The 17,964-nt window shown below is 62.1% G+C and carries 14 protein-coding genes, 2 tRNA genes and 1 pseudogene; 7 read left to right on the plus strand and 10 right to left on the minus strand.

Annotated features, from left to right (window positions below; translation table 11 throughout):
* Positions 1 to 60 precede the first annotated feature (60 nt).
* On the minus strand, positions 61 to 573 hold the full coding sequence (locus tag ACG33_RS11245) for a type IV pilus modification PilV family protein (RefSeq protein ID WP_066921245.1): 513 nt from the start codon (positions 571 to 573) through the stop codon (positions 61 to 63).
* 350 nt (positions 574 to 923) lie between these two features.
* Here ACG33_RS11245 and ACG33_RS11250 point away from each other — a divergent pair, with 350 nt between their 5' ends.
* Positions 924 to 1,430: a Fur family transcriptional regulator gene (locus ACG33_RS11250; RefSeq protein ID WP_066921247.1), complete on the plus strand. Its 507-nt coding sequence runs from the start codon at positions 924 to 926 to the stop codon at positions 1,428 to 1,430.
* 140 nt (positions 1,431 to 1,570) lie between these two features.
* Positions 1,571 to 1,646, plus strand: a tRNA-Thr gene (locus tag ACG33_RS11255).
* A 59-nt stretch (positions 1,647 to 1,705) separates the two neighbouring features.
* Here the strand turns inward: ACG33_RS11255 and ispH are convergent.
* The 5 genes from ispH to murJ all read right to left on the minus strand — a co-directional run bounded on the left by ispH (position 1,706) and on the right by murJ (position 8,831).
* On the minus strand, positions 1,706 to 2,692 hold the full coding sequence (ispH, locus tag ACG33_RS11260; protein ID WP_066921249.1) for a 4-hydroxy-3-methylbut-2-enyl diphosphate reductase: 987 nt from the start codon (positions 2,690 to 2,692) through the stop codon (positions 1,706 to 1,708).
* A gap of 30 nt (positions 2,693 to 2,722) precedes the next feature.
* Positions 2,723 to 3,274: a signal peptidase II gene (gene lspA, locus ACG33_RS11265; protein WP_066923301.1), complete on the minus strand. Its 552-nt coding sequence runs from the start codon at positions 3,272 to 3,274 to the stop codon at positions 2,723 to 2,725.
* 95 nt (positions 3,275 to 3,369) lie between these two features.
* Positions 3,370 to 6,204 carry an isoleucine--tRNA ligase gene (ileS, locus tag ACG33_RS11270; protein WP_066921251.1) on the minus strand — a complete coding sequence of 945 codons (2,835 nt, stop codon included), beginning with the start codon at positions 6,202 to 6,204 and terminating at the stop codon, positions 3,370 to 3,372.
* 20 nt (positions 6,205 to 6,224) lie between these two features.
* Positions 6,225 to 7,160 carry a bifunctional riboflavin kinase/FAD synthetase gene (locus ACG33_RS11275; protein WP_066921253.1) on the minus strand — a complete coding sequence of 312 codons (936 nt, stop codon included), beginning with the start codon at positions 7,158 to 7,160 and terminating at the stop codon, positions 6,225 to 6,227.
* Between the two features lie 84 nt (positions 7,161 to 7,244).
* The gene (gene murJ / locus ACG33_RS11280) at positions 7,245 to 8,831 is read right to left on the minus strand and encodes a murein biosynthesis integral membrane protein MurJ (protein WP_066921255.1); all 1,587 of its coding nucleotides are present in this window, start codon (positions 8,829 to 8,831) and stop codon (positions 7,245 to 7,247) included.
* Between the two features lie 191 nt (positions 8,832 to 9,022).
* Here murJ and rpsT point away from each other — a divergent pair, with 191 nt between their 5' ends.
* On the plus strand, positions 9,023 to 9,295 hold the full coding sequence (gene rpsT / locus ACG33_RS11285) for a 30S ribosomal protein S20 (protein ID WP_066921257.1): 273 nt from the start codon (positions 9,023 to 9,025) through the stop codon (positions 9,293 to 9,295).
* Positions 9,296 to 9,452: 157 nt separating this feature from the next.
* Here rpsT and cgtA read toward each other — a convergent pair whose 3' ends face one another.
* The 3 genes from cgtA to rplU all read right to left on the minus strand — a co-directional run bounded on the left by cgtA (position 9,453) and on the right by rplU (position 11,252).
* Positions 9,453 to 10,523 (minus strand): Obg family GTPase CgtA, encoded by a 1,071-nt coding sequence (cgtA, locus tag ACG33_RS11290; protein WP_066921259.1) that lies wholly within the window; start codon positions 10,521 to 10,523, stop codon positions 9,453 to 9,455.
* A gap of 77 nt (positions 10,524 to 10,600) precedes the next feature.
* Complete coding sequence (gene rpmA, locus ACG33_RS11295) at positions 10,601 to 10,858, minus strand: 50S ribosomal protein L27 (RefSeq protein ID WP_066921261.1); 258 nt, start codon at positions 10,856 to 10,858, stop codon at positions 10,601 to 10,603.
* A 79-nt stretch (positions 10,859 to 10,937) separates the two neighbouring features.
* Positions 10,938 to 11,252 (minus strand): 50S ribosomal protein L21, encoded by a 315-nt coding sequence (gene rplU, locus ACG33_RS11300; protein WP_066921263.1) that lies wholly within the window; start codon positions 11,250 to 11,252, stop codon positions 10,938 to 10,940.
* Positions 11,253 to 11,408: 156 nt separating this feature from the next.
* Here rplU and ispB point away from each other — a divergent pair, with 156 nt between their 5' ends.
* Positions 11,409 to 12,374, plus strand: coding sequence for an octaprenyl diphosphate synthase (gene ispB / locus ACG33_RS11305; RefSeq protein ID WP_066921265.1), 966 nt, complete (start codon positions 11,409 to 11,411; stop codon positions 12,372 to 12,374).
* 198 nt (positions 12,375 to 12,572) lie between these two features.
* A pseudogene (locus tag ACG33_RS11310) lies at positions 12,573 to 12,845 on the plus strand (GNAT family N-acetyltransferase); the annotation flags it as partial.
* Between the two features lie 86 nt (positions 12,846 to 12,931).
* Here ACG33_RS11310 and ACG33_RS11315 read toward each other — a convergent pair.
* Positions 12,932 to 13,008: transfer RNA gene (locus tag ACG33_RS11315), tRNA-Pro, on the minus strand.
* Between the two features lie 546 nt (positions 13,009 to 13,554).
* Here ACG33_RS11315 and ACG33_RS11320 point away from each other — a divergent pair.
* Together ACG33_RS11320 and ACG33_RS16190 are read left to right on the plus strand one after the other, a co-directional pair.
* Positions 13,555 to 17,400 carry a choice-of-anchor U domain-containing protein gene (locus ACG33_RS11320; protein ID WP_066921267.1) on the plus strand — a complete coding sequence of 1,282 codons (3,846 nt, stop codon included), beginning with the start codon at positions 13,555 to 13,557 and terminating at the stop codon, positions 17,398 to 17,400.
* Entirely contained in the window at positions 17,363 to 17,932 is a 570-nt protein-coding gene (locus ACG33_RS16190) for a hypothetical protein (RefSeq protein WP_210399030.1), read from the plus strand. The genes ACG33_RS11320 and ACG33_RS16190 overlap by 38 nt, the downstream gene beginning before the upstream one ends.
* Positions 17,933 to 17,964: the final 32 nt, after the last annotated feature.

The raw sequence follows: 17,964 nt of genomic DNA on the forward strand, positions 1-17,964 counted from the left end.
GACCCCTGCCGATCGAGCCGGGCCGAACAACCCAGCCTGACATTATAAAGAATGGAGACTTCACCCTGGTGGGCTGACCCGCATCACATACGATGCTGTCCCCTCCAGTGATGACCAGCTCACGGAAATGACGTAGCTGACCGGGATCGTCGAGAGATCGCGCCTGATCTTGCCCTGGCTACTGGGCAACTTTCGCGCCACTTCGTCCTCCCAGCATGCGGCCACCAAGGCAGCGACATCGATGGCCAGCCTGGGCCGGCCATCCCCTTGGGGAGACACCTGCCTTCCTGGGGCCAGCCCCTCACGGTATCGGTCCTCTGGACCGCAGACCACGCCGATCGTGGTGGAAAAGCCCTCACGGCCTTCCCGGGTAGCCAGGATGCGCTCAGCGATAATATCGACAAGCTCGGCCGCCTCCTGACGCCATCGCGCTCCTTTTCGAGGCACCTGATCCGAGTATAGTGCAGCGATCCCGAGGATCCCCACGGCAACGACCAGCAACGCCGCCAGCCCCTCGGCCACCGTGAAACCCCGTGCCGCCGGGCGGGACAGCCTCCTCAAGAACGAATCCATGCGGCATCTTCCCCGGCAGCTCTCCCGGCCGCAACCCCAAGGTGACAAGCCGCAACCGAGACGCTGTACCCCCGGATCAATACCACCCGGCCGGAAGACCTCGTGATCACACGCAAGTATGGTCCCGCCCATGATGCTTGTCCGCCGTGCCTTCGGGATTCAGGGCGGACAAGCATCATGGGCGGGGCCGTCACCCCAGCACGGTCGTGAGCAAGAGAACCGCCGCAATCCATGAGATACCGCACATCGGATCAACGCATACCCGTGATACTCTCGCTTCGAGGTGGCCGGTGCGGTATTCTGCAGCGGTACTCCGCCTTGCGGTATGACGACAAACCTCGGGATTGAGCGTGAGTTTCAAGTATACCGATACGCTTCCGCCCCCAGTGCGGATCGCCCATGAGCTGCATCGGCACGGTCTGAAGCCGACCAAGCAGCGGCTGCGTATCGCGGAAATTCTCATGAACGAGCCCACGCACATGACGGCGGATCAGATTCTTACCGTCTTGCGCCGCGATGGCGACCACGTCTCCAAGGCGACGGTCTACAACACGCTCAAGGTACTCGCCCAACGCGGCCTGGTGCGCCAGATCAATATCGATCCGGAACGCGCCGTATACGACTCCACGCGCATTCCTCATCATCATTTCTATGATCTGGAAACCGGCGAGCTATACGACATCAATCCTTCCGAAATCGAATTCAGCCGCTTCCCCGCATTACCTGAGGGCATGGAAGCCGACGGCGTCGAACTCGTCATCAAACTGAGGAAGAAGCGCCCCGCCCCGACAGACTCGGGTCCGATGGCCCTCAGTTCGATGAAATTCGATCCGATAGACCGCGGCCCGGCAGAATAGCCTCGCAAAAACCCCAGCTCGACCGCCCGCAGACGCAGTTCTTCAGCTGCATGTCGACGGCGGCCAGCCGACGCCTTTACGCGCTTTTTCGATGTGTACAGTAGTTCGGCTGCGCTGCTTTCCGTATACTGCGTCCCCTCGCCGGAGTAGCTCAGCTGGTAGAGCAGCGCATTCGTAATGCGCGGGTCGGGAGTTCGAGTCTCTTCTCCGGCACCATCCATCACCCGACGCCCCGTCTCATCGGCGGGGCGTTTTTCTACGGATGAGCGTCTTTTTCAGGAATCGATACCGCCTGTCTCGGCACCCTGCGAAGACAGGGATGAGGAATGTCCACGCAGTTCGCGCGGCAGACTGAACACCACATTCTCGGCCTGGCCCAGTACATTCTGCGGCACCTCCCCGCCCCAAGCGCGAATCTGCTGTACGACGCGTTCCACCAACACTTCAGGCGCGGACGCACCGGCGGTCACACCGACCGACTGCTTACCCGCAAACCACTCTCGCTGCAGATCCTCCGGTCCATCGACCAGATAACCGGGAATGCCGGCTTTTTCCGCAATCTCGCGCAACCGGTTGGAATTGGAGCTATTGGGCGAGCCGACGACCAGGATGATGTCGCATTGCTCGGCCAGGCGCTTCACCGCATCCTGACGGTTCTGGGTGGCATAGCAGATATCTTCCTTGCGCGGGCTGGCCAGATCTGGGAAGCGCCGGCGCAACGCCTCGACGATCTTGCGCGTGTCATCCACCGATAAAGTGGTCTGGGTCACGAACGCCAGGCGCTGCGGGTCGCGTATCTGCAAGCGCTCCACGTCCTGCGGGGTTTCCACCAGCAGGATGCGTCCACCGGCGGAGGTATCGAATTGTCCCATCGTGCCCTCCACTTCGGGATGCCCCTGGTGGCCGATCAGGATGACGTCGCAGCCCTCGCGAGCGTAGCGCAGGACTTCCATGTGGACCTTCGTCACCAGCGGGCAGGTTGCATCGAAGACCCTCAAGCTGCGCCGGCGTGCCTCTTCCTGCACGGCACGCGAGACGCCGTGGGCGCTGAAGATCACCGTGGCGTCGTCAGGCACCTCGGCCAGTTCGTCGACAAAAACCGCGCCCAGGCCGCGCAGGCGCTCGACCACGTAACGATTGTGCACCACCTCGTGACGCACATAGATCGGCGCGCCGAAAAACTCGATGGCGCGTTCGACGATGCCGATCGCGCGATCGACGCCGGCGCAAAAGCCACGAGGATTGGCAAGCAGGATGCGCATGATCGATGTCTCTCCCGGGACTGCGTGCGGTTACTTCGGCGATGCACCGGACGCCTTTCGCCCGGCTTTCTTCTCCTGGCCGCTTTCACGGAAAGCATCGATCAGCAGACAGCCTGCCCCGATCGAAATCGCCGTATCCGCAATATTGAATGCCGGGAAATACCAGCTGCGCCAATGAAAGAAAATAAAATCCACGACGTAGCCGTGCATGACCCGGTCGATGACGTTGCCCAGCGCACCGCCCAGTACCAGCGACAAACCGACCGCCAGAAACCGCTGATCGGAGCGAATGCGGCGCAGCCACACCATGAGCACGACGCTGACACCCAGGGCCAGCACGATGAAAAACCAGCGCTGCCAGCCGGAAGCCTGGGCAAAGATGCTGAAGGCAGCGCCGGTATTCTCCAGATATACGATCTCCAGGAAGGGCAGCAAGGCGATCGTGTCCTGCAACTTCACGGTACCGATGACCAGCGCCTTGGTCGCCTGGTCCAGCAGAATCACGAAAATCGACAGCCACAGCCAGTTGCTCGCCCCGCGGGTGGGCGTGAACCAGATCTTCGCCAGCGAATTGGAATTCATCAGCGCTCCTGCAGAAAGCATCAAGTTCCAAGACTTCGATCCGGAAGTTCGGCCGTAAATTCCAGTTTCGGGCAACGGCAAATCCCGGGTCGGTTTCAACCGAAGCAGCGACGCTCACCCGGTCCTTCTATATTGATCACACAACGTCCGCACAATTCCGGATGCTGCGCGCAGCTGCCCACGTCGGCCCGCTTGTGCCAGCAACGCACACATTTCGGCGCGGCGCTCGGTGCCGCTACGATCCAGACGTCATTGTCATCGCCGTCCTGTGCCGCAACGGCCTGCGCGGGACGCTGATCCGCGGCATACACGCGCGCCTCGGAGGTGATGAAAACAAAACGTAGTTCCTCGCCGAATATCTGTAAGGTCTGCAGCACCGGCGCGGTGCAGTACAGATCGACCTGCGCATCGAGCGGTGCACCGATGGCGCCCGCGTTGCGCAATTTTTCCAGTTCGCGCGCAATGGCGCCGCGCACCCGCAGCAGCGCATCCCAATCGATGGCCGGACGCTGTCCCGCCCCTTGCGGCAGCGCCGCCCAATCCGTGAAGAACACCGACTCGCTGCGTTCGCCGGCGGCTGGCGCAGGCATGAATCGCCAGATCTCCTCGGCTGTGAACGACAGAATCGGCGCCAGCCAGCGCACCAGCGCCTCGATGATCCATGACATCGCGGTCTGCGCCGAGCGGCGCGGGTGGCTGCCGGCGCCCGTCGTATACAGCCGGTCCTTGAGCACATCCAGGTAAAAGCCGCCCAAATCGACGCTGCAGAAATTATGGAGCTTCTGATAGATCAAATGGAATTGATAGTTGCGGTAGGCCGCAGTGATTTCATCCTGCAACTGCTGAGTGCGCCACAGGGCCCAGCGATCGATCGCCACCAGTTCCTCGAGCGGCACCTGGTCGTGCGCCGGGTCAAAGCCAGTCAGGTTACCGAGCAGGAAACGCGCGGTATTGCGGATACGCCGATAGGATTCCGCGACCCGTTTCAGAATCTCATCCGAGAGACTCATCTCGTTGGCATAGTCGGTCGCGGCAACCCACAAACGCAGGACATCCGCCCCCAGCGTCCCCACAACCTTCTGCGGCAGGATGACGTTGCCCAGCGACTTCGACATCTTGCGTCCCTTGTCATCGATCGTGAAGCCGTGGGTGAGTACCCCACGATAGGGCGCATGACCGTGCAGCGCGCACGACACCAGCAGCGAACTATGGAACCAACCGCGATGCTGATCGGAGCCTTCCAGATACAGATCAGCGGGAAAACGGATCTCGGGACGAGTCTTGGGCACGCAGTAGTGCGACACCCCCGAATCAAACCAGACATCCATGATATCGGTGACTTTTTCATACTCCGGCGCCTCGGCACCCAGCAGTGCGACCGGATCCAGGTCGTACCAGGCATCGATGCCCTCCGCCTCGATGCGATCGGCCACGGCATCCATCAGCTCCGCGGAGCGCGGATGCAGCTCGCCGCTGACCCGATGAGTGAACAAGGCCAGCGGTACGCCCCACATACGCTGGCGCGAAATGCACCAATCGGGGCGATCGGCAATCATGCCCCCCAGACGGCTCTCGCCCCAGGCGGGCGTCCATTTCACCTTGCCGATCTCGCGCAAGGCCGTCTTGCGCAGACCGGCCTGCTCCATGCCGACGAACCATTGGGCGGTCGCCCGGAAGATCACCGGAGATTTGTGGCGCCAGCAATGAGGATAGCTATGACGCAGGCTTGCCTGGTGCAGCAGCGCGCCGCGCTGCTGCAATACTGCGACAACGTGAGCATTGGCGTCGAACACCCGCTCCCCCCCGAACAACGGCGTATCGGGCAGGAAACGCCCGTCGCTGCCGACCGGATTGTCGATCGTCAGCTTGTATTTCCGGCCTACGACATAGTCTTCCTGACCGTGTCCGGGCGCGGTGTGCACCAGGCCCGTGCCCGCATCCAGCGTAACGTGATCCCCGAGGATCACCGGCACCCTGCGCTCATAAAAGGGATGCGACAGCAGCAAGCCTTCCAGCGCCTCGCCCGTCGTCTCGCCTATCCCCTCGGCCTTGCCGGAGGCATCCTCGATGCCGGCCCGCTCCAGGACCTTCGGCGCCAGTTCGCTCGCCAGTATCAGCAGTTCTATGCCGGTGTGGATCAAACGGTAGCGAATGCTCGGCCCCACGGCGACCGCTTGATTCGCCGGCAAGGTCCAGGGTGTGGTGGTCCAGATCACCACGCTGGCCGGCACGTCCGGCACGCTGGCCAGAGCGAAGCGCCGGGCCAGCTCGGCCGGGTCCACGATCGCGAAGCGCACGTCAACAGCGGGCGAAGTACGTTCCTCGTACTCGACCTCCGCCTCGGCAAGCGCCGAACGGCAGTCCAGGCACCAGTGCACTGGCTTCAAACCCTTATAGATGTGGCCATTGCGCAGGATCTGTGCCACCGCGCGCAACTGGTCGGCTTCGTAGCGCCGATCCAGTGTGAGATAGGGACGCTCCCAATCGCCCATCACGCCCAGGCGCTTGAAGTCCTTGCGCTGTGCGTCGATCTGCTCCAATGCATATTCGCGGCAGGCTTGGCGAAAGGCCCGCGGCTCGAGCATTTTGACCGCCTTGCCGTGCGCCTTCTCGATCTGATGCTCGATCGGCAGCCCATGACAATCCCAACCGGGTACGTAGGGAGCATCGAAGCCGTCCAGGCCGCGGGATTTGACGATCACATCCTTGAGAATCTTGTTGATCGCATGACCGAGGTGTATCGCACCATTGGCATAGGGGGGGCCGTCGGCCAGAATAAACGTCGGGCGGCCGCGCGCCACGTCGCGCAGTTTTGCGTAGATGCGCTGCTCTTCCCACCATTTCTGGATTTCGGGCTCGCGGCGGGCGAGATCGGCCTTCATGGGAAAGCCGGTCTTCGGCAGGTTGATCGTGCCCTTGTAATCGCTCATGCGTGCTCAGCCATCGTCATTCATGTCATCGTCTCGCGCGCCAGGATCTCGCGCGCCTGTGCGGCATCGCGATGCATCTGTTCGACCAGCGCGCCGATATCCGGGAACCACTTTTCATCGCGCAGGCGGGCAATGAAATCAACGTGCAGGGTACGTCGATACAGGTCGCCGTCGAAATCAAAGATATGCGCCTCCAGCAACAGTTCCTTGCCATTCACGACCGGGCGGGTGCCGAGGCTGGCCACGCCAGGCGCATCATGCAAACCGGCGCCCGATACGCGGATCGCGAACACCCCCGCCAGCGGTGTCGCACGCCGCAGGGGCAACAGGTTCGCAGTGGGGAAACCCAGCCGTCGGCCGAGTTTCGCGCCCTGCACGACCTTGCCCGTCATGCGATAGGGCCGGCCCAGCAATCGGGTCGCACTCGCCATGTCGCCGGCCTCCAGGGCCAAACGGATACGCGTACTGCTGACACGCTCCCCCCCGATCTCGAACGGCGGCACTTGCGTGACCTCGAATCCAGCCGTCGGTCCGAGTGCCAGCAATGTGCCGATATTGCCGGTCAAGGCACGGCCGAAGCTGAAGTCATGGCCCACGACCAACTCCCGCGCTCCCAAAGCCCGTACCAGCACTTCTTCCACGAACACTTCCGCTGGTAGATTACGGATCTGCTTGAAGCGCAGGCAGACGAAACGCTCGACGCCGTAATGGCACAGTGCATCCACTTTTTCGCGAAAGCGGGTCAAACGCGCGGGCGGGGCGTCGCGCGCGAAAAATTCACGCGGGAGCGGCTCGAAGGATAGTACCACTGCCGGCAGACGATGCGCCGCGGCGCGCTCGCGCAACACCCGGATCATCTCCTGGTGACCAAGATGAATACCGTCGAAGGCGCCGATCGTCAGCACGCAACCGCGGTGCCGATCATGCAGACTGTACAGGCCGCGAATGAGTTCCATCGTGGCCTCGCACTCTCGCCCACCGGAAAAACGGCATTATATTATAGGAACGCCGCCGCCGGCCCGATTGCTTTCGTCATCGGTTCAGCCTGCCGCCGCCGGCACCTGCAGACGGAACTGCCGCGGACGTACGCCCAACAGCCACAGGATGCCGAAATACGCACCCGCGCCGCCGGCCACCAGGGCGGTGAGCCAGACGACGCGATGCGTCCTAGGCGCATCCAGCCAGTCGGTGACGCCCCCGCCGAACCATAGCAGCAGCGCCGCCATCACCATGCTGGCAATGAATATGCGTAGCAACAGCAGGCCGCCCAGGGACTGTCCGGGACGCAGGATCTGCCGGCGCACCAGGCCGGTGTACAGCAGCGCAGCATTCAGCAGCGCGCCGACGCCGTTGGTCAGGGCCAGCAGGGCATGCGCGCCCGGAGACTTCAGCAGCCCCATCAGCCACAGCCCCAGGACCACGATCACATTCAAAGCCATCGTCAGACCCAGCGCCCGCATCGCGACGCGCACCGGACCGCGGGTATCCTGGCGGGCGTAGTAGCCGGTCGCCAACACCTTGATCAGGCTCCAGCCCAGCAACGCAAAGGAAAAAGCCATCAGCGCCAGGCGGGTCATTTCCACGTCGACAGGAGTGAACTTCCCATGGTGGTACAGCACGACGGTCAACGGCCCGGCGAGCACAAACAATGCCACGGAGGCCGGAATCACGATCAGGCAGACCAACCGCACCGCCCAGGCCAAGGTTGCGGAGAACTCATCGGAACTGCGCAGCGCATGCTGAGCCGACAGGCTGGGCAGGATCACCGTGGCCAGCGCGATGCTGAACACGCCCAGCGGAAACTCGACCAGCCGGTCGGCGAAATATAGCCACGTCATGCTGCCGTCGGCCAGCAGCGAGGCAATACCGGTACTGACCATGACGCTGAGTTGGCCCATCGAGGAGCCGATGATGGCGGGTCCCATCAATACGGCGATACGGCGTACTGCCTCGTGCTGCGGGTTCCAGCGCGGCAGGCGCAACACGCCCAGGCGCAGCAGGGCGGGAATCTGGATCGCCACCTGCAATATGCCGCCCACGAAGACACCGACGGCAAGCGCCACCACGGGCTGCTCGAAGTAGGGCGAAACCCAGGCGGCAAATACGATCATGACCAGGTTGAGCACCACCGAGGAGAACGCGGGCAGTGCGAATCTGCCGTAGCTGTTGAGTACCCCCCCGGCCAGGGCCGTGAGTGAAACGAACAGCAGGTAGGGAAACGTCCAGCGCAGCATTTCCACGGCCAGCGCATACTGGCCCTCCCCCTTGGCCAGGAAGCCGGGAGCGCAAATCAGCACCACGAGGGGTGCGGCCAGGACGCCGATGATCGAGATCAGGGCCAGGACGGCACCCAAGGTACCGGCGACCGAATCGACCAGGCCGCGCACCTCCTCGAGACTGCGCTGGCTGCGATATTCGGCCACCACGGGCACGAAGGCCTGCGAGAAGGCGCCTTCCGCGAACAGGCGGCGCAACAGGTTGGGAATCTGGTTCGCAAGGACGAAAACCTCCATCGCCACTGCCGGCACAAAGGCGGCGTACACGACATCCCGTGCCAACCCGGTAATCCGGGACAGCAGGGTCGTGATTCCAACGATGGCGGTACTGCGAAAAAAGCCGCGAGTCATAGGGATCCGGCATCATTTCGCATGGCGGGGCCGTAGTTACAGATTTTCATGGCGGCCATACTGAAGTCATGACGTGGATTATCCATGAACATCGCTCCAGTATTCGATGCCTATAGCGATCCTGACCGTACCTCTTGCCTTACCGTGCCTATAGGGGCAGAATTCGTGTTCCATTTTTGGAACCTCGATCCGTGGCCAATATCAAGTCATCAGAAAAGCGAGCTCGCCAGACGGTCAAGCGCCGCGCCCATAACATGGCTGCCCGCTCGAAGCTGCGCACCGCCATCAAGAGTGTCGTGAATGCCGTCGCCCTGGGCGATAAGGATGCTGCAGCGGCCAATCTCAAGGTAGCCGGTCCGATCATCGATTCGGCCGTGAACAAGGGGCTCATCCATCGCAACAAGGCATCCCGGCACAAGAGTCAGTTGAATGCGCGCGTGAAGGAATTGAGCCAGGCAGGCTGAACCTCACACCGGCTTCCGGCCGCCGGGACGGTGGCTTTCGAAGAAGCTCAAAAGCCGGGTAATACCCGGCTTTTTTGTTTCTACGAATCTGCTGAGACGGCATGGATCAATGCCGAGGCCGGCGCGCCGAATCGGCATTCAGGCATTTTCACCCTATTCACCACTGCAGGCTACGCCGTACCTCGTCCTGGGACGGCGGCTGCTCCTGCGGCTCGCGCCGAATGTCCTCCAGGCGATTCATGAGCGCCTGGCACAGGGCCTCCGTGCCTCGATGCGCCAGCCCCGAAATCCGATACACCGGCCCCTTCCAGCGCAGGCGGCGGACGATGTCTTTACAGCGCCGCTCGGCCTCCTCAGGCGCCAGCAAATCCACCTTGTTCAGCACCAGCCAGCGCTCCTTGGCAGCCAGATCGGGACTGAATTTCTTTAATTCCCGGACAATCGATCGCGCATCCCGGACCGGATCGGCCTGCGGATCGGGAGGTGCGATGTCGACCAGATGCAGCAATATCCGGGTACGCTGCAGATGCTTCAAAAAGCGGATACCCAAGCCGGCACCCTCGGCCGCGCCTTCGATCAATCCCGGAATATCGGCCATGACGAAACTGCGATGAATCCCCACGGAGACGACACCGAGATTGGGATACAGGGTGGTGAAGGGATAATCGGCAACTTTCGGCTTCGCTGCCGATACGCTACGAATCAACGTTGATTTACCCGCATTCGGCAGACCCAGCAGGCCAACGTCCGCCAAGACACGCAATTCCAGGCGTAGCTCCCGCTGCTCTCCGGGCAATCCGGGCATGGCCTTGCGGGGGGTGCGATTCGTGCTGCTCTTGAAACGAACATTGCCCCAACCGCCCTTGCCACCTTTCGCCACCAGCAGGCGATCACCGGGCTGCAGCACATCGCCGAGTTGTTCTCCGGTATCGATGTCGATCACCACCGTACCGATGGGAACGGGAATATCCAGATCCTTGCCGCCGGCTCCGGTACGCTCCTGGCCTGCGCCGGGTGTGCCGTTTTGTCCTTTGAAACTGCGGTGGTAGCGAAAATCCGCCAGCGTGTTGATGCCGGACGTGCCCACCAGGTACACGTCCGCCCCTTTGCCGCCGTCGCCACCATCCGGACCGCCGAAGGGAATGAATTTCTCACGGCGAAAGCTAGCCGCGCCACGTCCGCCGTGACCGGCCTGGATCCTGATCTGTGCTTCGTCGACGAATTTCATGGCATGGCAGGGCCTTGCTGACGAAAAAGCCCCGGACTGGCCGGGGCTTTTGGGATGACCTGCGTCCGATCGCGAACTTATTCGGGCACGATGCTCACGTAGGTACGCTGCTCGAGACCCTTCTTGCGGAACTGAACCCGGCCCGGCGCCGTCGCGAACAGGGTGTAGTCCGTACCCACGCCGACATTGTCGCCGGCATGGTACTGGGTACCGCGCTGGCGTACCAGGATGTTACCGGCCAGCACCTGCTGTCCGCCGAACTTCTTGACACCCAGCCGCTTGGACTGTGAATCGCGGCCGTTCTTGGTACTGCCGCCTGCCTTTTTATGTGCCATGACACAACTCTCTAAAAATAGATTTCGATATGCCGAGCGTACAAGCCTTTCCAGGCGTCGGCAGTTTCCAGGCGTCAGCTCAGGCGCCGACGATGCTCGTGATTTTCACTTCCGTGTAGGGCTGGCGGTGATTGCCCTGGCGCAGATAATGTTTGCGTCGGCGAAACTTCACGATCCGCACCTTGTCGCCCTTGCCATGACCCTGCACCGTGGCCACGACCTTACCGCCGTCGAGAAACGGGGTGCCGACCTTGATCTGCTCACCCTGCCCCACCAGTAGTACCTGGTCGAACTCGATATCGGCGCCAGCCTCGGTCTCGAGCTTTTCGATTCGCAGAACCGAGCCTTCGCTGACGCGATATTGCTTTCCACCCGTGGTGATTACGGCGTACATGATCTTGAGGGAACTCCAGCGCACCGGGAGCCCCCGGCGAATAAAGGGCGTAAAGTTTACGGATTAGGCTGGCGCGGGGCAAGAGCAGACATATAAGTCCGCCCGACGGCAGTCTTTCCGCTACCATGCGCCGTCCGAATTTCCCCATTAGCATACATGAGCTTCGAGTCCATCAAAGCCCTGGTCGAAAACGATCTCCGACAGGTCGATCAGGTCATCAGAGACCGGCTGGCCAGCGACGTGGTGCTGATCAACCAGGTCGCGGAGTACATCATCGGCAGCGGCGGCAAGCGGCTGCGGCCGCTGGTCGTGCTGGTGGCTGCGAAAGCCTGCGGCTGCGAGGGTATGCGCCACGCTGAAGCGGCTGCCATCATCGAATTCATCCATACCGCCACGCTGCTGCACGATGACGTCGTGGACGGCTCCACGCTGCGGCGCGGCCGAGATACCGCGAACGAGATCTGGGGCAACGAGGCCAGCGTCCTGGTCGGCGATTATGTCTACTCACGGTCTTTCGAAATGATGGTCGCCCTGGGTGACATGCGCATCATGGACGTCATGGCCAGCGCCACAAACCAGATCGCGGAAGGCGAAGTCCTGCAGCTCATGAATACACATGACCCGACCACCACGGAAGAGCGCTACTTCGAGGTCATCTACCGCAAGACGGCCAAATTGTTCGAGGCAGGTTCCCAGGTCGCCGCCCTGCTTGCCGGCGCTCCGCCTTCCCTGGAAGCGGCCATGGCCGCCTACGGCAAGCACCTGGGTATCGCCTTCCAACTGGTCGACGACGTGCTCGACTACTCCGGTTCAGATCGGTTGGGCAAGAACGTCGGCGACGATCTTGCCGAAGGCAAGCCCACCCTCCCCCTCATTCATGCACTGCGTCATGGACTGCCGGAGCAGCGCGAAATCATCCGGAAGAGCATCGAGCAAGGCAGCGCCACCGAACTGGCCCGGATCACCAAGGCGATTGAATCGACCGGAGGCCTTGCGTACACCGCGCGCCTTGCGCGGCGAGAGGCCGCTCTTGCCATCGAGGCGCTCGCCGAACTTCCCGCATCGGCTTACAAGCAGGCCTTGCGTGAGTTGGCGGATTTCGCGGTCGAGCGTACTTATTAGTGAGTCGCCGGCCGGCCCGGCGTACCCAGGCCAGAGCCACTGGTCCATCTTGCCACCGCTCTTAACGTCGGCGAGATCGAATTCGGGATGTGGCTCAGCCTGTCGCTCTATCTCCAGCACCGGAGCACGCACCCCGGAGAATAGCGCTCGAGAACGCTGCGCATGAACCGTTGCGATGGAGCTTGTCACTGCTGACTCAGGTATCCCATCCCCATCGTCATCCCGGCCCCCATGGCGGTAAGCCGGCAGAATCAGGGTCGCGGCATCGGCACAGGGCTACTGCAGGACGCGATCCGCCGCACCCTAATCGTCGCCGAACAGGCTGGTATCCGGGCACTGTTGACGCACCCGATTGATGAAGAAGCCTCGCGCTTCTACCTACGTTTCGGTTTCGAAGCGTCACCCGCCCGCGAACAGCAATTGCTGTTGCTGCTCAAGGATGCGCGTCGGCATAGCCGTGAGCTTCGGTGACGATGACCTAAAGCACCGGACGCCGAACCTCCATCCATCTCGGATTGCCATGGCAAAGGGTTTTGTGCCCGGTTAGGACCGTGAGTTGGTCGGGATGACAGGATTCGAACCTGCGACCTCTTCGTCCCGAACGAAGCGCTCTACCAGGCTGAGCTACATCCCGAAACATCCATGCATGCCTGCGTGGATCTCACGTCGCGATGTCAGGCGGGGACAGGTCGGGAAACCTGCCCACATCGCACCGCTCTGACGGTCGCAGGACCGGCCAGCGCGGGGCCGCGTAGTGTACGGGATGAGTTGGGCCGGTTCAATTAAATTGCGCCGCGATACACCTCTCCAATCGGGTCCGCCTACACTCGTCCTTGGGATACCGTTCACCGATGGAGTTCGAGCAGGCCCGCAGCCAACCAACGGGTGTCCACTTTTTCGTTGGAGCTCTCGCCGTGAAGCGGTATCGGCTTGAATGAATCGCTAGGCGCGTCCACACTTGTAGGCCCAATAGTCATGAACTCTATTGAACTCGGATATCCAGCAGACCAGCGAATCCTTAGTGTCCTTACCCAGTGACTTAGCTAGCTCGAAGAAGCTTGGCCCTACAGTGACGTCTCGCCACCGATGTTACTGAAGATGCGATGCAATCTGGATTCAGTTCAACCGGCGGTTAGTAGTCTTCATCTGTCCTTTTTCTCTTCGATAGCGCAGTCGATCAATGCTCCATGAATTCTTCCAGGGATTCGTTTCCCGATACTTGCGTTCGCTTTATGTTCTGCCGACAGTCTTTGCGGTCGCGGCGCCCATTGAAGGGTTGGCGGCGACCCAATGCGTCAATCCGGAAGCTCCGGCCCCATTGGAGGTCTGCGTCGAGGATTCAGGCGCCCCGGGCGTATGGGTCGATCAGCCGAATGGACGGTGGCAGCAGTACTATAGCGGACACTCCTGGGGCTCGCTGGTCTGGCTGGACGGCCTCAATACCAGCATGCGCTTCGGCAGCGGCTATCTCGGCGGCACCCCCTGGAGCACGCAGTCCAATACGACGACCGGCACGGGCGCTGCGAACGACCCTTACGTGATCACGACCATCGCCGATCTCGGCGCAACCAATGTGCGCTTCACCCAGAAGATCTCCTATGTCAATGGCGATCGCAGCATCCGCAAGACTTGGTCGTTCGAGAACACCGGCGAGACGACCTTCGATGACCTGCGCTTCTTTCATGGCGGAGATACCTATTTCGGCGGTCAGGACTCCGCTCGCAGCTGGTATGACAGCGGCAATGCCATGGTGTATGTCACCAATTCTGATTTCACCAATTCCGGCTATATGGGGTTCTATCCCAACCCGGCAACGCCCGCGGCGCGCTATTTCAGCGGGCGCTACAGTACCGGAAGAACGCAGGCGATGGCAGGGGAGTTATCCAACACCGCAGACTCGAGTTTTCTGGATGCCGGCTATGTCCTGCAGTGGAATCGTGCCACTCTGGCTCCCGGCGAGACCTGGACATTCGAAGGCTTCGAGACCTGGTCCGCACCGGGTGAGCTGCAGGTCTTTTCACCAGCGGACGAATACGTGTTGTCCGGCACGACTGTGCACAAGACCTTCAAAATCCAGAACCTGACCGAGGAAGGCTTGACGGCGGGTATCACGGTTACGGCGTCCGCGGGTTGGACCGCCACCTTGTCCGAGGAGGCCACGATCACACTCGCCGCGCTCGAAGTCGGCGAGATTCTCGTGGATGTGCAGGTGCCTGCCGAGGCGGGCGCGGGTGCCTCCAGTGATATCACCGTGTCGACCACCGGCGCCATTGTCACCAGCGCCGCGACGCGCCTGAGCGTCTTGCAGACCGATTATGTGATTTCACCGACGACACTGGACTTTGGCATAGTCCCCGTGGGGAGTACTGCGGATCTCGTCGTCACGATGAGCAATGATGCATCGGGTCTGCCAGTTGCGATCGGCCGGATCGCCGAGGCGAATCAGCTCGCAGCGCCGTATTCCATCGTTGCGGATCAGTGTTCGGCAACGACACTGGCAGCCGGCGAGGAGTGCGCGGTCACCGTCCGATACACTTCCACGACGACGGCGGCGACGCTGGACAGTTTCAGCTGGCCGATACTCGCGCCGGTCATTACCTCCCAGACCATTTCGACACGCAGCAGCGAGATACCATCGACTCATGTCGTGACGGCCAGTGCCGAATCCAATGGCACCATCACGCCAGCCACTGCCAACATCGCTCACGGCGAGCGTGCCGTGTTCACTTTGACGCCCGCGGTGGGTTACAGCATCGCGGCGGTCAGCGGGTGCGCAGGCACGCTCAGCGGCACCACTTATACGACGGCGGCCATTACCGGCGCTTGTTCGGTATCCGCCGGCTTTTCTAGTACGCTGCCGGCGTTCAGTCCCGGCGTGGCGCAGCCGCTAGAACTGGAGACGGATGCACTGACGACGCAGCTGCCGCAGTCGCTGTGGCCGCAGGCCACCGATTATGCCGGCACGAAGCTGGAGGTCACCTTGCTGAACCCCCAGCCGCGCTACCTGCCAGGGGAGCATGTGCTGACATGGCGCGCGGTCGACCAACGCGGTGTCGAGTCCATTGTGCAGCAGACGCTGCGCGTCTGGCCGACGGTGTCGCTCGGCAAGGATGTCATCTTGGGATATCGGCAGGGTAATTCAGGATCATTCAAGGTGGTCCTGAACGGTCCGTCACCGGTGTATCCCTATGTCGTGGATTATCAGGTGAGCGGCGACGCCCAGCATCATGACCTGGCAGATGGCAGCGTGCGCTTCGAGCAGGGGGAGGTCGAAAAGGACGTCTACTTTGCCATCGTTGGTGCGCCGGCGTCGGATGCCCCCGAACAGCAGATCCAGGTGTCCCTGGCGGATGATGTGAACGCCGGTGGGCGCAGCTCGCTCACCGTCACCCTGACCTCTGCGAATGCGGCGCCGGCCGTCCACTTGCATGCCTTCCAGGATGATGAAACACCGGCGGCTTTCGGCCGGGCAGGCGGAGTCATCACGGTTCGAGCGGACGTTCGCGATCCGAACTCCGAGGACACGCACACCGTGCAATGGATATCCCCTTCCGGCGCCGTGGTGACCACGCTCGGAGAGGTACTGACGCTGCAGCCACAGAGCCTGGCGGTGGGCATCCATCGCTTCGAGGCAGTCGTGACCGACAATGGTTCGCCGGCGTTGGCATCGCGCGGCACGATCGACCTGGTGCTGGCGGAACAGGCGGCGGTGCTGCCCCAGGGCGCTTCGGCCTGGCTCGACAATGGGCTGCCCGATCATCCGGCCTATAGCCTGCCGATGAGGAACGTGGTACCGGAGCGCGCGCGCGAGCTGCACTACTATCTGCTGGAAGCCGAGCCGGGAGTGCAACTGAGACTGGGACCGTTGGCGCTGCTGGCGGCCGCCTCCCAGGCGGAAGTGCAGCTGGACGACTCCGCCCTGGTGCCGCCGGACACGGTGGGTAACGTCGGAGGATATTTCGACTTCGTGGTCAATGAGCTTCCCAAGGTGGGACAAAGCGTCAGCATCGTGCTGCCGCAGCGCCGCGTCATCCCGTCCCAGGCGGTGTATCGCAAGTATGACCCCGCAGCCCAGCATTGGTTTACGTTCGTCGAGAATGCCTCCAACGCGCTGGCCTCGGCGCCGGGTGCACCGGGCCTGTGCCCCTCACCGAACAGTGACGAGTTCCGCGCCGGCCTGAATGCGGGCGACTGGTGCGTACGACTGACAATCGAGGACGGCGGCCCGAACGATACCGATGGTCAGCCCAATGGCGCGATTTCCGATCCGGGCGGCGTCGGAGCGACGGCATCGGTGATCGTCGAAGGGCGTGGCGGCGGCGGCAGCATGCATCCGCTGCTGGTGCTGCTGTTCGCCGGGATGCTGGTCTGGCGGCAACGCGCTCGCATCCTGCTGATTGCCGGCGGCATCGCCGGCGCCACGGGGCTGGTCAGCGCAGCGGCGTCTGCCGACGATGCGACACCATATTGGTATGGCGCGGCACACCTGGCGCAGACGCAAGGCGGCACGGGCAATGCTGGATTGACCGCGACGCTGCAGACGCAAGGATACGACGTGACGGCCACGATCGATGATCGCAAGCGTCTGGCGTGGCGCATTCGAGGCGGCTACCAGTGGACGAAATTTCTTGGAGCGGAACTCGGCTATGCGGACCTGGGCAATGTGGAGTCCACGATCGCGGGCAATGTGGTGGACGTACAGGCATTGCTGGCCAGTACCACTGCAACGCATCCTCGTTCGGCGAACGGCTTCGAAGCTGCCTTGGTGGCCCGCTATCCCATGGGCGAGCTGTTCGCCCTGACCGCGCGCGCGGGTGGCTGGCGCTGGGATTCGAGCTATCGTGCCCGCAATGTCGCAGGAGAGTTTCGACGCCACAAGCGCACAGGATCGGATGCGCTCTATGGCATGGGTGTGCAGATCGGTCCATGGGCGCAATGGAGCGCCGCTCTCGACTGGACGCATTACCGGCTCGAGAGGGAGCGCATCGATGTGCTGGGCGGCGGACTGGTCTATCGATTCAGGTAGTCGCCAGCCTCGAGCGGGCTGGCGGCCGCCCGCCTTGCATTGCGACAAACGGTGGCGACACAATGATAGCGGTAAGCATGCCTCTGCCCGCCCTGTCTTCTTCGCTGCTGATTTCTCCGAGAAAGCGCTGCGAGTTCTGAAGGCCGGCAAGTACGGCGCCAGCCGCGAGAAGCTCGGTACGGCACTTGGTCAGCGCGGCCTGTTCAACGAAGTTGAAACGGCGGTCGAACTCACCGAAGTAGTCGGTAACAAACCCGCGCTGAGCGCCACGCCATTGCGTGAGACGCGCAGTGTACTTCGTCAGCATTGTCGTGGCCGCCACGATCAACATCGACGATCCACCCACCGGTCGTTGCCGCCGTCGCCCCGGTGTCGACGCTGCAACGGGATCGTGCTCTCCTATCCCAGCCTGGATGAGAACGATCGCATCTACTGGTTCTACTTAGTGTGTCACGACAATGGTGCGATCAGCGGCTGGCAGAACACTTTGTGGGACAGCTTGCTCGATCCTGATCCTATGGGAATTTCGTGACGCACAGCTCGCGATCACTCACAACCCCGCGG

This window comes from Steroidobacter denitrificans (genome assembly GCF_001579945.1).
Taxonomy (GTDB): Bacteria; Pseudomonadota; Gammaproteobacteria; order Steroidobacterales; family Steroidobacteraceae; genus Steroidobacter; species Steroidobacter denitrificans.